Origin of the sequence: Acinetobacter sp. CFCC 10889 (assembly GCF_003268395.1) — a bacterium.
Classification (GTDB): domain Bacteria; phylum Pseudomonadota; class Gammaproteobacteria; order Pseudomonadales; family Moraxellaceae; genus Acinetobacter.
Genome location: NZ_LQXQ01000005.1, coordinates 87,973 through 103,257, shown reverse-complemented (window position 1 = coordinate 103,257; position 15,285 = coordinate 87,973). Strand labels below are relative to the sequence as shown.

13 protein-coding genes are annotated in these 15,285 nt (G+C 36.7%); 10 read left to right on the top strand and 3 right to left on the bottom strand.

Going from position 1 to position 15,285, the window contains the following annotated elements; translation table 11 throughout:
* The first annotated feature begins 521 nt into the window (after positions 1-521).
* The 6 genes from gltS to hcaR all read left to right on the top strand — a co-directional run bounded on the left by gltS (position 522) and on the right by hcaR (position 6,901).
* Positions 522-1,763 (top strand): sodium/glutamate symporter, encoded by a 1,242-nt coding sequence (gene gltS / locus AVJ19_RS03130; RefSeq protein WP_111858354.1) that lies wholly within the window; start codon positions 522-524, stop codon positions 1,761-1,763.
* Positions 1,764-2,019: 256 nt separating this feature from the next.
* Positions 2,020-2,994 carry a patatin-like phospholipase family protein gene (locus AVJ19_RS03125; RefSeq protein WP_111858353.1) on the top strand — a complete coding sequence of 325 codons (975 nt, stop codon included), beginning with the start codon at positions 2,020-2,022 and terminating at the stop codon, positions 2,992-2,994.
* Positions 2,995-3,497: 503 nt separating this feature from the next.
* Positions 3,498-4,019, top strand: a complete 522-nt coding sequence (locus AVJ19_RS03120; RefSeq protein WP_111858352.1) for an acyl-CoA thioesterase — start codon at positions 3,498-3,500, stop codon at positions 4,017-4,019.
* Positions 4,020-4,211: 192 nt separating this feature from the next.
* The gene (locus tag AVJ19_RS03115) at positions 4,212-4,790 is read left to right on the top strand and encodes a TetR/AcrR family transcriptional regulator (protein WP_111858351.1); all 579 of its coding nucleotides are present in this window, start codon (positions 4,212-4,214) and stop codon (positions 4,788-4,790) included.
* Positions 4,787-5,995: an MFS transporter gene (locus AVJ19_RS03110; protein ID WP_111858350.1), complete on the top strand. Its 1,209-nt coding sequence runs from the start codon at positions 4,787-4,789 to the stop codon at positions 5,993-5,995. The genes AVJ19_RS03115 and AVJ19_RS03110 overlap by 4 nt, the downstream gene beginning before the upstream one ends.
* 12 nt (positions 5,996-6,007) lie before the next feature.
* Positions 6,008-6,901, top strand: coding sequence for a DNA-binding transcriptional regulator HcaR (hcaR, locus tag AVJ19_RS03105; RefSeq protein ID WP_111858349.1), 894 nt, complete (start codon positions 6,008-6,010; stop codon positions 6,899-6,901).
* Between the two features lie 118 nt (positions 6,902-7,019).
* Here hcaR and AVJ19_RS03100 read toward each other — a convergent pair whose 3' ends face one another.
* The 3 genes from AVJ19_RS03100 to AVJ19_RS03090 form a co-directional block, all read right to left on the bottom strand.
* Entirely contained in the window at positions 7,020-7,856 is an 837-nt protein-coding gene (locus AVJ19_RS03100; RefSeq protein WP_111858348.1) for a hypothetical protein, read from the bottom strand.
* Between the two features lie 213 nt (positions 7,857-8,069).
* On the bottom strand, positions 8,070-9,677 hold the full coding sequence (locus AVJ19_RS03095; RefSeq protein WP_111858347.1) for a bifunctional 3-(3-hydroxy-phenyl)propionate/3-hydroxycinnamic acid hydroxylase: 1,608 nt from the start codon (positions 9,675-9,677) through the stop codon (positions 8,070-8,072).
* A 381-nt stretch (positions 9,678-10,058) separates the two neighbouring features.
* On the bottom strand, positions 10,059-10,289 hold the full coding sequence (locus tag AVJ19_RS03090) for a hypothetical protein (protein WP_111858346.1): 231 nt from the start codon (positions 10,287-10,289) through the stop codon (positions 10,059-10,061).
* A 543-nt stretch (positions 10,290-10,832) separates the two neighbouring features.
* On the opposite strand from AVJ19_RS03090, the gene AVJ19_RS03085 reads away from it, so the two are divergent.
* The 4 genes from AVJ19_RS03085 (at position 10,833) to pgaB (ending at position 15,278) form a co-directional block, all read left to right on the top strand.
* On the top strand, positions 10,833-11,846 hold the full coding sequence (locus AVJ19_RS03085) for a CobW family GTP-binding protein (RefSeq protein WP_111858370.1): 1,014 nt from the start codon (positions 10,833-10,835) through the stop codon (positions 11,844-11,846).
* A gap of 60 nt (positions 11,847-11,906) precedes the next feature.
* Positions 11,907-12,437: a YaeQ family protein gene (locus AVJ19_RS03080; protein WP_111858345.1), complete on the top strand. Its 531-nt coding sequence runs from the start codon at positions 11,907-11,909 to the stop codon at positions 12,435-12,437.
* A 60-nt stretch (positions 12,438-12,497) separates the two neighbouring features.
* Complete coding sequence (locus tag AVJ19_RS03075; RefSeq protein WP_111858344.1) at positions 12,498-12,836, top strand: FKBP-type peptidyl-prolyl cis-trans isomerase; 339 nt, start codon at positions 12,498-12,500, stop codon at positions 12,834-12,836.
* 453 nt (positions 12,837-13,289) lie between these two features.
* The gene (pgaB, locus tag AVJ19_RS03070; RefSeq protein WP_111858343.1) at positions 13,290-15,278 is read left to right on the top strand and encodes a poly-beta-1,6-N-acetyl-D-glucosamine N-deacetylase PgaB; all 1,989 of its coding nucleotides are present in this window, start codon (positions 13,290-13,292) and stop codon (positions 15,276-15,278) included.
* Positions 15,279-15,285 lie beyond the last annotated feature (7 nt).

Below are 15,285 nucleotides of genomic sequence, written 5' to 3'. Positions count from 1 at the left end.
GTTCCTGTTTTTATTTACATATTGCTAAAAATTTATACTTTATTTTTGTTATAAAAATGATCAAAATAAATCTAACCTATAACTTTAGTCTAATAACAAGGTGAAATACGCCATAAATTTGTAAAAAAAGCTGATATTTTTATGAAATTAAGCATAATGTTCGATCTTTTTAGAATTGCTAAAAACAATGTTTTAAAAGCGATTGTAATATAGGCAGCATTCTCTCAATTTTAATGTTGTTGGCTCAGTTTATTCACGATGTGATCCTTTGGGATAGGCTGTAATTCTGATGTTTTTTGATGAAACTATCCATTTTATCAATGATAGAAGGAACAATGATGATTTCTCAAATATATTTACGATGTTGTATCGTATTTCTATCCATCAAAAATACAGATTCTCATGGGTTGATTCAATTTAATTCGGAACATTGACTGTTCTGTCTTTCTTTTCGTTGTGCAGTTTTACTCGATTTAAGACTGTAGAACAAAAAGTATCACCTCAATTAAATGGAAATAATGATGGAATTTACTTTTAATGCTTTTTATACGCTTATTGCAGCCGTTATTGTGCTGTTGTTAGGGCGTTTTCTCGTTCGAAAAATTGAATTTTTACGTAAATACAATATTCCAGAACCTGTTGCAGGGGGCTTGGTTGCGGCTGTTATTTCTCTAATCGTACATAATATGTTCGGTTATAGTATTACCACAAGTAGTGAATTACAAACCAGTTTTATGCTTGTTTTCTTTGCATCTATTGGTTTAAGTGCAAACTTTGCAAAGCTGAAAGAAGGCGGAATTGGTCTAGTGGTATTCCTTGTCTGTGTTGCATCATTTATTGTGGTGCAAGATGCAGTTGGGATGGGCTTGGCATCTGCTTTAGGTTTAGATCCGTTGATTGGTTTAATCGCAGGTTCGATCACATTAACAGGTGGTCATGGTACAGCAGGTGCTTGGGGGGGAATCTTAGAAACTGAGCATGGTATTGAAGGTGCATTGGCTCTTGGTATGGCGAGTGCGACTTTTGGTTTGATCATTGGTGGGATCATCGGTGGACCACTTGCGAAGTTATTGATTAATAGATACCAACTTTCTAGTCCAAAAACACATCAAGAAATTCAAAGTACAGATAATCAAGTGAAAGGGGAAACTGAACTTGGTGAATATGTGCCTTTCGAATATCCTCAACAAGTTCGTTTAATCACCGCGGATAATGCGATTACAACACTGGGGCTATTTGCAGCATGTTTGGCTTTTGCTGAGTTTATGACAGGCTTTAGTAAAGGGCATTGGTTTGAATTGCCAACCTTTGTTTGGGCATTAGGTGGTGGTGTTATTTTACGTAATGTTTTAGAAAGTGTCTTACGTATCAATATGTTTGACCGTGCAATTGATGTTTTTGGTAATGCTGCATTATCTCTATATCTTGCGATGGCATTGTTATCATTAAAACTTTGGCAATTGGCAGATTTGGCTGGTCCATTGGTTGTCATCTTAACAGCACAAACTTTGACAATGGCACTCTACGCTGCGTTTGTGACTTTCCGTGTCATGGGTAAAAACTATGATGCAGCTGTATTGGCAGCAGGACATTGTGGCTTTGGTATGGGGGCAACACCAACCGCAGTCGCAAATATGCAAGCCATTACCAATATGTATGGTCCATCGCATAAAGCATTTTTGATTGTGCCTTTATGTGGTGCGTTCTTTGTAGATTTAATTAATGCGACAGTGATTCAATTAATTTTGAAATTTTTTGTTTAATTAAGCATAAAAAGAGAAGCCTTTCATCTCGGCTTCTCTTTGACTTACATCAGTGATATTTTATTTTTTCTATACAAATCATTATTTTAATACTTAAATGTAGCTGATCGTAAAATATCTTTTACTGTACCATTCATCTTTTCAATATTTGATCATGCTGCTTTCCGATTATACTGTTTAAATATGACAAAAAAAATTTAACAGTTTTTTTTGTACGTTTGTGCTCTGATATGTGCAAAAGTGGGAATCATATTTTATGCAAAAAATTACCTTATGGATTTTGATGTGTTGTTTTATGTTGACGGCATGCCAAAGCACGCCACAAATGTCACATTTGACAGCAGCGCATGAGATGCCTGTAGCACGTTCGCAACTTGATAAAAGTTTCTATAAATTTAAAGATTCCCAAAAAAAGCCTGTCATTGCATTAGTTTTAGGGAGTGGTGGTGCACGAGGTTATGCACATATTGGTGTGATCGAAATATTAGAACAACAAGGGATTAAACCTGATTTTATTGTCGGTACAAGTGCAGGCAGTATCGTGGGTTCGTTATATGCCAGTGGTAAGTCAGCAGAAGAATTACGTGAAATAGCCTTAAATTTAAAAGTGAAAGATGTCCGTGAGTTTAAGATCGGGATGAAAGGTTTTTTTGATGGTCAAAAAGTAGAAGATTATATCAATACCCAAGTAGGACAACAGCCACTTGAACAGATGAAAATCCCAATGTATGTGGTGGCAACCGAATTGAAAAATGGTCAAAAGGTTGTATTTAATTATGGGAATACAGGACAAGCTGTCCGTGCTTCAGTGTCTATTCCAAGTATGTTTATTCCAACAGAGATTAATGGGCTTGAATATGTTGATGGCGGTTTAGTCAGTCCAGTTCCTGTAGATGTTGCACGAGATCTTGGTGCAGATATTGTCATTGCAGTCAATATTTTAGCGCAACCTTTATATACAGAAACAACCAATATGTGGGGCTTGTTTAATCAAAATATTAATATTATGCAAAGTCATTTGGCGGCTGAAGAGCTGAAAAATGCGGATATTGTGATACAGCCTGATTTGCGTGAAAAAGCGCATATTTTTGATGTGAAAACTCGTGAATACACCATGCAAGTAGGACGAGATGCTACAAGTGAGCGACTTAATGATATTAAAACGGTATTAAATATCAAAAAGAAAGCAGTGCAAAATGGACAGATTTCTGAGTTTAGTGTGCATAATTAATTGATCATTTTTAACTATAGTATGAGTTAATTTTTAGCTTAATAATGAAATTTAACTGTATTATAGTTTTAAAATCATTTATTTAAATTTACTATTTTTTGTAAAATATTTATAATTCTAATCAATTCAATATTTAATAAAATATACATGATTAGGATTATGAAGTTAAAATGACGAAAATTGAAGTAGGTCAAAAAGTAAAATTAGCAACGCAGCCCGAAGTGATTTTTGTTGTCACAAAAATAACTTGGATCAATCTTATGAAATACAACTTTGTAGCATGAGCGAGCCACGTGTAAGTTACGATAATATTTCGATCGAATGTTACGTCTTGTTCAACAAGCACAAGATGAATAGGTATGAACTATATATTTTATAAATGATTCAACCAAACAGTATAATGTCAGATAATGGTCAATTGCCGAATTAAACATTTTTTTTGGTTGAAAAGATATATAATAATAGTTCTCTATCTCCTGTCTTAACACTGAGTCAAGAAAATAATGTCACCACTCGATCAAATGATCCCTGCAACAGAAGACCAATCTGAATTAACGATGTCTATTTTGATGACCCCTGACATGGCAAATTTTTCAGGTAATGTACATGGGGGCACGATTCTAAAGCTGCTTGACCAAGTCGCTTATGCATGTGCGAGCCGTTATTCGGGCAGTTATGTTGTCACTTTGTCAGTGGATAAAGTGAACTTTAAAGAGCCAATCCATGTTGGTGAATTGGTGACATTTTTAGCGAGTGTCAATCACGTAGGTCGTACTTCTATGGAAATCGGCATCCGTGTAGAAGCACAAAATATTCAAAAGCGTTCAGTGCGTCATACTAACAGTTGTTATTTTACAATGGTTGCCGTGGATGAAAATGGCAAGCCAAAACAAATTCCTGCATTAAATTTAGATAATGATTGGAAGCGTTGTCGATTTGAAGCAGCAGAGCATCGTAAAGTTGCTCGTTTGCAAGAAAATCATCATCCATCGTGCAGTATTTATAAGAAAAGCTCACATAGTTGATTGAAGAAACCTCCATTTTGGAGGTTTTTTTATGAATGGGTTTTGATATTTAACAATGGAAATTAGGATTAAAATAAAAAAGCAGTATAGATTGATTGTTTTTAGTGATGATATGAAAGAAAAAATCTATTTAGAGAATCGAACGTGATTTCTTAAAATCAAACGAAACGTAGCGTATCGTTTGGTGCAGGGATGATGGAAATTGAAAAAACCGCACGCCGTAAGCAGTGTATTTTAGATGCGGTAGTGCAAGCCTTAGAACAACATGATTATCGTAAGCTCACGATTGAAGATGTCGCTTTACGTGCAGGTGTTGCCAAATCAACGATTTATCGTTGGTGGAAACATAAGTCAGACTTAGTTTTTGAGGCGTTTAAAGCCTATACCGCTTCTGTTTTTGAAATGGATGTTGAGCAAAGTTTGCAATATAACTTAGAGCAACAATTATTAAAATTAGCCAAAGCTTTAGATCATCAAGTGGGGCGTGCTTTGTTAGTCGTCATGGCAGAACATCGAGAAGCTGCGGGTGAGTTTTTTCAGCAGTATTTACTACCTAGACGAGAAGCCACACGAAAATTGATTCAAGTGGCGATTCAACGGGGTGAAATTTGTGAAAATTATCCGTTTGAGTTGATGCTCGATAGTGTGTATGCCCCGATTCATTATCAAATTATTTTTTTTAATAAAATACCTGATGCAGATTATATTCATGACTTAGTCACTTTAGTTTTAGCACCGATTCAAATCACAAAAATACAGGTGCAAGCATGAATGATAGAGCAGCATTGCAGTCTGAAAAGTTATGGAATAGAAATTTTATTTTATGTATTTTTAATAACTTATTCCTATTTACCTATTATTTTGCATTTTTAACCATTTTACCTGTTTATATTTTAAAGTCTTTGGGTGGCTCTGTTCAGCAAGCAGGCTTAGCACTGACATTATTCTTGGTATCATCCATTGCGATTCGTCCATTTTCAGGTTTAATCATCGAAAAAATAGGCAAAAAACTGGCATTTCGTGGTTCAGAATTATTATTTGTACTTTGTGCCTTTGCTTATTTATTTGCAGATAGTCTGTGGGTTTTGTTGGCAGTGCGTTTTATACATGGCATTTGGTTTAGTGTTCTTACCACTGTTGCTGTGCCGATTGCCAATGAGTTTATTCCTGAACAGCGTAAAGGTGAGGGCATGGGGTATTATGTCATGTCGACCAATTTGGCTGTGGTATTTGGTCCATTTCTTGCGCTCACAATTTTGCAATATGCTGACTTTATGAGCGTTTTTCAGGTGTTGACTGCGATTATTTGTGTGGGTTTTATTTTTTGTTTAATTATTCCTTTAACTCCTTTGACATCGAATACGACTGTAAAAATAGCAAAATCAACAGATCAACATCATTTGCAGTTTTCCGACATCATTGAGCAACGTGCTGTGCCAATAGGTTGTGTGGCTTTATTGGTGGCATTTTCCTATTCAAGCATTATGAGTTTTATTACTGCTTATGCGGAAATGCAAAACTTACTGCAATATGTCAGCTTATTTTTTATTATTTTTGCATTGGCAATGATTATTGTGCGTCCTTGGGTTGGTCAAATTTATGACCGAAAAGGAGCAAGCGCTGTGATTTATCCGTCTTTTGTATTTTTTGCAATTGGTTTGGTGATCGTAAGCTTTGTACATTCACAATGGATTTTATGGTTGGCTGCGGTATTTATTGGCATTGGCTATGGTTCACTTTTCCCGTGTTTTCAAACAGTTGCAATTCAGGCTGTACCTAAAGAGCGAATGGGACATTCGATTTCAACTTTTTTTACTTTGTTTGATTTTGGTATGGCTGTCGGTTCAGTGGTCATGGGCTTGATCATTGCTTATTTAGGTTATCAATTCACATATCTTTTTTGTGCAGTCATTGTGGTGATGACTATGCTTTTATATAGAGTGAGCGTTGCACAAAAACTAACTTTGGCAAAATAGAAGGCTAAACCTATGGAATTACGTCATTTACGCTATTTTGTGGCAGTGGCAGAAGAATTAAACTTCACCAAAGCTGCACAACGTATGTTTACTGTTCAGCCTTCTTTGAGTCAACAAATCAAAGACTTAGAGCAAGAGGTTGGTGTACAATTGTTAATTCGTTCTAATCGTAAAGTTGAGTTAACGGATGAAGGACGAGCATTTTTAAAAGAAGCTTTGCTCAGTTTGGAACATGCAGAAAAGGCAATTTTTGATGCACGTCAGATTGCCAAAATTAATAAAGATCAATTGAATATCGGCTTTGTGCCTGTGGCTGAAATGAAGGTTTTTCCTTATATCATGCCGAATATTCGCGCGCATTTTCCTGATATTAAAATTGATTTCCATAGTTTGACTGATTCGGATCAGTTTAAGGCATTACGTAAAGGCGAGATTGATATTGCTTTCACGCGTTATCTAAGTGATGACGAAGAATTTGAAAGCATGCAAGTTTTTCAAGAACCTTTGACTTTGATTATGCCTAAAGATTCGCCTTTTGCACAGCAAAAGCATGTCAGCATTAAGTCATTTAATCAGCAGGATTTTGTCATTAGTGATGAAGATGCATCACCTCAACTGCATAAAATTATTCAGGATTTTTTTAAGCAGTCGAAATTAAATGTCAATGTCGTACAGAAGTCGACCAATATTCTTTTAAATGTCAATCTTGTCGGTATGGGGGTTGGTTGGAGTTTAGTGCCTGCCTATGTGATTCCTTTACTTGGCGATAAGATCGTAGTGAAAAATACGGTTGAGCCTTTACCGATGATTGGTTTGTATGCAAGTTATCGCAAGGATCAAAAGAATGAAGCCATTGATTTGATTTTAAAAATTTTAAAAGAACAGTTTTATATGGAGATGTTTTGATCCATTTTGAATGCTGATTCTACAACGTGGTTCTGTTTAAGATGTGGCATTTCAGATTGTATAAAGAAGGGGAAGTGCTTGGCAGCTCAACAGCTGCCAAGTTAAAACTGAAAAATAATTATTGATCTTTCAGTTTCTGATAGGCTTCTTCAGATAAGGTTTCGACAGACCAATGTGGTGTTGCATCACTATTCATTAAACTGAATTGATAAAATTTATGTGGATATTCACTAGAATAGTTTTCACTATCTGGCAGATAGTCTGACTGTGCAATAAATTTCGTGTTGTCTAGCCATATTGCAGCAGAAAAGCCGATATTATTTTCTGCATGAAATTGAGGGATGGTTTTTACTGCTTCAAAAATGAGTTGTGCATTATGATTGTCATCAATTTGATAAATATTCAGTTCATTGTCCGTATAGCCTGCTTCTAAGTCACTGTTAATACTGAGCATATATTTGTAGTCTGGGCTAAATGTCGGGATGCCTGACAAATATGCTTCTGTTCCAGTTTTTAAATTTAGCAAGGTATAACCTGCTCCTTCATAATATTGTGTATGTAAGAGCAAAGAATCAATCGCAGGATATTCATTGATGATTGTATAGGCACAGACTTCGCAATATTCAGGGTGATCTTCCTTGCCTCGACTTGGCATATATTTTTTAATAGTGCCATTAAAAAGTTTAATACTAATGCCATCGCCAATTTTTTGGATTAAATCAGGATATTTAGCGCGAATTTGCTCTTGTGCATAGGTATAACATTGTGATGAGTTGTCTGGGCACAAAGGTCCAGCTTCATCGCTACGCATAAAGCGAGTGCTATCCAAGGTGTTTTTAGATGGTTGTAGGGAAATGATTTGCTCTGTACTTGTTGATGAATTGTTTTGTTCAGGTGTTGGTTTTGAACATGCCGTGAGTGCTGTAATACATGCAAGTAAAACAATTTTTTTCATAAGAATAAATAGCTTAATTTGAATGGCGATATTATGCGTAAATTTATTCTTCAATACAGCTTTTTATTGACAGAAATATGTTTGAATGAAAAATATGGGTATAAAATTGATGTGAAAAATAAAAATCAGATATAAATACATAAATTATTGCAATTTAAAAATCACCACATTTTAAACATGGTGATTTTAAAAAATTTGAGCAGTATTTACAGCCTATTTTGCATGTAGCTTACTAAACAATTGCTGACTAACTGTATTCATGGTTTGTGGAATCGCCAATGCTGCTACGAAACGGTCAGGGCGTAAAATGACCATGGCTTGATCTGTTTTACCGAACCAAGAGCGAATTTCTGTCCCAATATCACCAATCGTGATTACACCATCATGGATTTTACGTTTTTCATTGCCTAACTGCACCGCAGGTAAAACTTGGATAAACTTCACACCCAAAGATTGCCATACTTTCATATTGGTATCATTGATGCCCCATTTCGGATCGACACCCCAAGCGATCACCGCAAAGTCATTCCCAATCACTTCATCCAGTAAAACAGTTTGCCCATTTTCAAGCTGAACCTGTGGTTGGATAAACATTTTACCGACAGGTGATTCTTTATTGTTGTCTTTAACTAATGCACCATCATTATATTTCGGCATCGGTTTAAAACGCATTTCCAGTAAATACTGTTTGATTGGCTTGATGTAGTTCAGTGCATAAGCAATCCCATCACGGACAAAACCTTGCCATTTTTTCGGTGGCGCAAGGACATGACCAGCCATCACAGAAAGATCAATCATGGCTTTAGCATGGTCTTTACGTTCAACTTGATAACTGTCCAATAGCTCAGGACTCGCTTTGCCTTGAACGACAAGTGCCATTTTCCATGCCAAGTTAAAAGCATCACGCATACCACTGTTATAACCCTGACCTTGCCATACAGGCATGATGTGCGCTGCATCACCTGCAAGTAAAATACGATCTACACGGAATTTATCTGCGATACGGGCATTGTGGGTATAGACACGTTGACGAATCACTTCGATGCCATCAGTGGTTGGCAAAACTTTAGATAGAAGTTTGGCAATATTTTCAGGCTTGCTGAGTTCTTCCTGTGTTTCACCTGGCATCACCATAAATTCAAAACGACGGATGCCATGCGGTAGGGCAGCAGAGACATACGGGCGCACAGGATCACAGCACAAGTAAATGTGTGGTGTTGCCAATGGGTCATTTTCAACATCAATCACAATCCATTGGTTTGGTGCAGTTTTACCATCAAAACCGATATTTAAAGTACGACGAACAATGGAGTTCCCGCCATCACAGGCAATTAAGTACTGTGCATGAATGACTTCTTGATTGCCGTCTTTAGTTTGGATGTTCAGCGTTACGCCGTTGGCGTCCTGAGTGAACTCATCTAAATGACGTGAAAATAAAACCTGTGCATTTTCATACTGTTTTAAACCTTGTAATAACACATTATCCACTTGCGGCTGAATAAAGGCATTACGGCGTGAGAAACCAAACTCACGGGTTAAAGGCTGAATATCTGCAAAGCAACGACCTTTCGGAGTCAGGAATCGCATGGCATGGTTGGGCGTGGTATGTGGTAAGACTTGATCGACCAAACCCAGTGATTGAATGGTACGCAAAGATTCATCATCAATTCCAATGGCACGTGGGTAATCAATCAAGCTGTCTAACTGCTCAACCACAGTGACTTTGACACCTTGTTTGCTTAAGTAGTTGGCAAGGGTTAAACCCACAGGACCTGCACCTAAAATAGCCACTTCAGTGCTGTAGTCAATCTTTGAACGCATAGCGATTGTTCCATTCAAATCACAATATGTGGCTATTAATGACTGAAATGGTGGTCTTAGCCTAGCTATGCCATAGTGGAAAGCTAGCCTAATAAAGTGCAATGTGGAGTGATTTTTTTATTTTAAATATTTGAAAATAAATAATAAAATTTAAAATAGAGCATAGGTGTATTGAATCTAATGATTATAAATATCTATGATGAATATTGAAGTATATCTTTTTAAAATATGAGGATGTATAAAAATCAGTAAATTAAAATATTGGCAATATTCAAATATAAAAAGACCAGATCGCAGCTTGATCTGGTCTTTTTTAAGCTAAGCGAGCTTAACTTAAATGATTTGAACTTACATTGTTATCTTGAGAGAGAGCATTAAATCTTATTGATTTGCTTGTGGTGCAACAGGGGTTGAACCTTCAGCAGCACTTTCAGTTGCTGGCTGTTCAGATGTTGGTTGAGCAGCAGCAGAAGCATCTTCAGTTGTTGCAGCTTCTTGGGTTGATACAACTACTTTTTCAGCTTCATCAGCCGCTTGTTCAGTTGCAGCAAAAGAAGCGGTTGCAGCAGTAAGAGCAAAAGTTGTTGCAAGTAGAGTTTTAACTAATTTCATTTTCGGCATCCTTATTCATTTAAAAATAAATCCCAAGATTTTTATGTTATCTAGTTGATTGAGTAGGTGACAACAATCATTGGGAACGAGGATCATGCTAAGCGCTGAATGAAATTTAGGCAACCTTATCAACAAAGCGAAACAGTCTGGGTTACGAAACAGATATAAATACCCAACTTTTGTGTGGTTCATGTGAAAAAATCTGCATTTTCGAAATTTTAAATGTGTGGAAATATGAAAATTAGCTCATAAATTAATCAAACTATTTACTGAGCTTTAACATAACATCCGTAATTTCTGTCACATCCAATATTTTTTTTTGAAAAAACATTTGCAGGAAATAAGCTTTTTATATTGATTTAAAAGATATAAAAATAAGTCACTTAGCAAAATTGGTATAATTTAAAAATACTTATTTCATGATAAAAAATATTCACTTAGCATCAAAAAGCTAATTTTTTTAGATGTTGCAATGAATCTCTATGCAATAAACTCTACACTAAGACTGAAAATAAAATTTTATTCATGATTGAGTGTGCTTCTGTGAAAATTATTGCGACTGCCGCAGTCAAAACCCACATCATTTCTGGTTTTTTAGGTGCAGGAAAAACCACCTTATTACAAGCCTTGTTGGCGCAAAAGCCTGAACATGAAACATGGGCAATTTTGATGAATGAGTTTGGTGAAATTGGCATTGATCAGCAATTATTACCCGATGCACAAGGCTACGAGGTTAAAGAATTACTCGGTGGTTGTTTGTGTTGTGCGAGCCAATTGCCGATGCAAATCGCATTGTCACGTTTGATTCAGGAGAAAAAACCTGATCGCTTATTCATTGAACCTACAGGTTTAGGGCATCCTGCACAGCTGATTGAACAACTGACCGAACCGCATTGGCAGTCGCAAGTGGATATGCGGGCTTTGCTGACGGTGCTTGATGGCTCACGTTTACATGATGCCGCATGGATTTCACAGGATTTGTATCAAGATCAACTTAAAGCGGCACAAATCGTGGTGGTTTCACATGCAGATACGATGTCTGATCTTGATCGAGATGTATTCAATGATTTAAAAGAGGAACATCTGACTCATGTGCACACTTGGCTCATGGCGGAACAGGGCAATATTCAAATTGAGCAAATAGATAGAGCGCATCAAGGGATTCATCGTAAAATTTTGCCACTCATTCAGATACAAAAACAATTTTCAGCCGAAGAAAGCTTACCTGAAATTAAACAATTGCCTTATCACTATGTAGAATCCTCCAATGGTTATACCGTTGCAGGGTGGAAATTTTCCAAACGATGGAAGTTTGATTTTTACGATTTACTTGATGTGTTATGTGAGCAAAAAGACTGGCTACGAATAAAAGGGATTTTTAATACCAATCAAGGTTGGATGACTTTTAATTTTAATCCTGAGCAACTCAATTATAAATCAGGCGCAGAAAATATTGATAATCGAGTCGAAGTGATTACCCAACATGATCGGGATTGGGAAAGCTTGGAAACAGCGATTTTGCGTTGCCGCATTGAGCAGGATGAAAAAAATCAGTAATCATTTTCAAAATCTTATAGACTGTGCGCCATATTTGAGAACTTATTTTTTGGATTTTTCATGGCGTTAAAAGCAACGATTTATAAGGCAGATTTGAATATTGCCAATATGGATGTACATCAATATGGTGATTATCAGCTCACGATGGCTTTGCATCCCTCAGAAACCATTGAGCGTTTGATGGTGCGTGTGTTGGCTTATGCACGTTTTGCCGAAGAACGTTTGGAGTTTACCAAAGATTTGTTTGAGACCGATGAGCCTGCACTGTGGGAAAAAGACCTGACAGGGCAGTTGGTACAATGGATTGAAGTCGGTTTGCCTGATGAAGATAAGGTCAAAAAAGCTGCTGCCCGTTGTAAAAATGTCGCTGTGGTGGCATATGGTTCAGCGGTTGCAGAATGGTATAAGCGCAGTTCAAAATTAAAAACTTTGTCCAATGTGCAAGTTTGGCAGTTATCGGAAGCGACAACTGAAGCGATTCAACAACTATGCGAACGGACAATGCAGTTACAACTCAATGTGATGGATGGTGAATGGACATTGATTGGTGATCATGCGCAAGCCGTGATTGAGTGGACGCAGTTGCAGTAATATTCGTAAAATAATACGAATATAAAGATTGAATACAACAGTGAAATGTGGAGCAAAGTAATGACAGCCGAATTAGAAATTATTGATTTAGTGGTTGGTGAAGGTAAAGAAGCGGTAAAAGGCGCTTTAATTACCACACATTATATAGGTTGGTTAGAAGATGGAACAAAGTTTGATTCTTCTCTTGATCGTGGCAACTACTTTGAAACCGTGATTGGTACAGGTCGTGTGATCAAAGGTTGGGATCAAGGCATTATGGGCATGAAAGTGGGTGGAAAACGTAAATTGATCGTGCCATCACATTTGGCTTATGGCGAGCGCAAAATGGGGAATATTATCCCTGCTAATTCAAATCTTATTTTTGAGATTGAATTATATGATGTAAAAACCCGTGACTAAGCATGTGGTTTATTTTTGAAATTACAAAAACTCTAAGCATCGCTTGGAGTTTTTTTAGCATTAGAAAATAATAAAAATAGACAGTTTTGTTATGAGATGTAAGATGGTTTGGGCATAAAGAATATGTAGTAACGATCAGAATTAAAAAGAAAATGAGTGATGAAATCATAAATTTTTAGGATGAAATGAATGAGATGATTTACCAACAAAACAAAACTTTCATTTTAATATTCATTTCAGAATAATACCTTATAAAATATCCCATTAAGAATGTTTGCTTGGAAAATGTGCTTTACAACAGATTGTTCCATTTTTTGTTTGATCGACTCTCACTCGAATATCGCAAATTTTACTACTTTGAATACAAAGTGGGAAATTTAGATAGATCAAGTTTTCAAGCATTAAAAGTGATTCATTTAGTAAACATTCATAAAATCAATGAGCTGAAAATTTATGTTGAATCGTTTGTCTAAACCTATTGTTGCCTGTTTAACGCTGTTGGCGGCTTCTATGAGTATGATGTCTCATGCTGAAACATTGAAACCTGATCGAAATTTACTGACGATCATTGGTTATCATGAAATTACCGATCATGAGCGGGCATTGATTCCACAATATGCGATCAAATCTAAACAGTTTGCAGAGCAGATCAAATCCTTAAAGAAAGATGGTTTCCACTTTATTAGCGTAGACCAACTGATTAAAGCCAATCAGGGCAAATATAAATTACCGAAAAAGCCATTGTTACTGACTGTAGATGATGGTTATCAAAGTTTTTATAAATATGCTTATCCGATTGTTAAAGAAAAACGAATTCCTGTGGTGTTATCAGTAGTCGGTTCATGGCTTGAAACCCAAGACAAGCAAGTCAGTTTTGGGGATCAAAAAATTCCACGTAGCGATATTTTGACATGGGCTGAATTAAAAGAAATGCAAGACAGTGGCTATGTTGAAATTGGCAATCATAGTTATGATTTACATCGTGGGATTTTGGGAAATCCACAAGGGAATTCTGAGCCTGCTGCGACCACACGCTTATATTCTGCTGAAAATAAAAGCTATGAATCTGACCAAGCCTATGCTGAGCGTATTTATACAGATTTAAAGAAAAATAATGACTTGTTGCAACAACACGGTATTCGCAGTCCTCGTGTAATGGTGTGGCCATACGGGCAATACAATATGAAAACCGTAGAAATTGCCAAGCAGTTAGGTATGCCGATCACCATCACTTTGGATGATGGTAGTAATGATGTGAAACAGTCACTCAGCCATTTGAACCGAATTTTGGTGGAGAGTGATACCACACGTGCAGATTTATTGGCAGATATTCAAACCCGTGAAATGGGCCTAAATGACAATAATCGTCCCCAAAAAATCATGCATGTCGATTTGGATTATTTGTATGATGCTGATCCCGCACAAGAAGAAAAAAATATTGGATTGTTGCTAGATCGTATTCAAGCCATGAAAGTCAATACAGTCTACTTACAAGCTTTTTCTGATCCTGATGCAGATGGGTCGGCAGATATGGTGTATTTCCCCAACCGTTATTTGCCAATGCGTGCAGACTTGTTTAATCGGGTGGCATGGCAAATTCAGTCTCGTACCCAAGTCAACCGTTTGTATGCATGGATGCCGCTTTTAGCGTGGCAATTACCTGAAAAAAATCCAGTATCGAAGCATTTGGTGGTGACACAGCAAGCGAAAAAATCAGACCATTTAAATATGGGTTATCACCGTTTGTCACCGTATTCTCCAGAAGCAAGGGAGGTGATTCGTGGACTTTATCAGGACTTAGCGAAGTCATCTGAATTTAATGGTATTTTGTTCCATGACGATACTACATTGTCAGATTATGAGGATACCAGTGACTATGCACTTGCAGCCTATAAGGCAGCAGGGATTTCGACTGATCTAGAAACTGTGCGTAATGATGAAACCCAATTGCAAAAATGGACAGCATTTAAAACCAAAACCATTGATGACTTTGCCATGCAGATGGCGGATGAAATTCGTTATTACCATCCGTATTTGGTGACTGCACGTAATCTCTATGCACAAGTGGCTTTAAATCCTTATTCTGAAAACTGGTATGCACAGTCTTTAGAGCAATCGCTTGACCGTTATGATTTTACTGCAATTATGGCAATGCCTTATATGGAACAGGTGGATGATAAAGATCAATTTTTTAAAGATATTGTCAATCGAGTGAAATCATATCCAAATGGCTTAAAGAAAACAGTATTTGAGTTACAAGCAACCAATTGGAGAAATAATCAGCCTGTGCCAACACAAGAGATGGCGGATACGATAAAATCATTGTATCAGCAGGGCGCAATGCACATCGCCTATTATCCTGATGATCCTTTCAAAAATCATCCAGACCCAAAAATCATGCGAGATGTCTTTGGCTTAAAAACCAATCGTCTGGTTCCTTGATAGTATT

Excerpts from the sequence above, each read along its gene's own strand:
- gltS (WP_111858354.1), top strand. The coding sequence starts at position 522 with ATGGAATTTACTTTTAATGCTTTTTATACGCTTATTGCAGCCGTTATT.
- AVJ19_RS03125 (WP_111858353.1), top strand. The coding sequence starts at position 2,020 with ATGCAAAAAATTACCTTATGGATTTTGATGTGTTGTTTTATGTTGACG.
- AVJ19_RS03120 (WP_111858352.1), top strand. The coding sequence starts at position 3,498 with ATGTCACCACTCGATCAAATGATCCCTGCAACAGAAGACCAATCTGAA.
- AVJ19_RS03115 (WP_111858351.1), top strand. The coding sequence starts at position 4,212 with ATGATGGAAATTGAAAAAACCGCACGCCGTAAGCAGTGTATTTTAGAT.
- AVJ19_RS03110 (WP_111858350.1), top strand. The coding sequence starts at position 4,787 with ATGAATGATAGAGCAGCATTGCAGTCTGAAAAGTTATGGAATAGAAAT.
- hcaR (WP_111858349.1), top strand. The coding sequence starts at position 6,008 with ATGGAATTACGTCATTTACGCTATTTTGTGGCAGTGGCAGAAGAATTA.
- AVJ19_RS03100 (WP_111858348.1), bottom strand. The coding sequence starts at position 7,856 with ATGAAAAAAATTGTTTTACTTGCATGTATTACAGCACTCACGGCATGT.
- AVJ19_RS03095 (WP_111858347.1), bottom strand. The coding sequence starts at position 9,677 with ATGCGTTCAAAGATTGACTACAGCACTGAAGTGGCTATTTTAGGTGCA.
- AVJ19_RS03090 (WP_111858346.1), bottom strand. The coding sequence starts at position 10,289 with ATGAAATTAGTTAAAACTCTACTTGCAACAACTTTTGCTCTTACTGCT.
- AVJ19_RS03080 (WP_111858345.1), top strand. The coding sequence starts at position 11,907 with ATGGCGTTAAAAGCAACGATTTATAAGGCAGATTTGAATATTGCCAAT.
- AVJ19_RS03075 (WP_111858344.1), top strand. The coding sequence starts at position 12,498 with ATGACAGCCGAATTAGAAATTATTGATTTAGTGGTTGGTGAAGGTAAA.
- pgaB (WP_111858343.1), top strand. The coding sequence starts at position 13,290 with ATGTTGAATCGTTTGTCTAAACCTATTGTTGCCTGTTTAACGCTGTTG.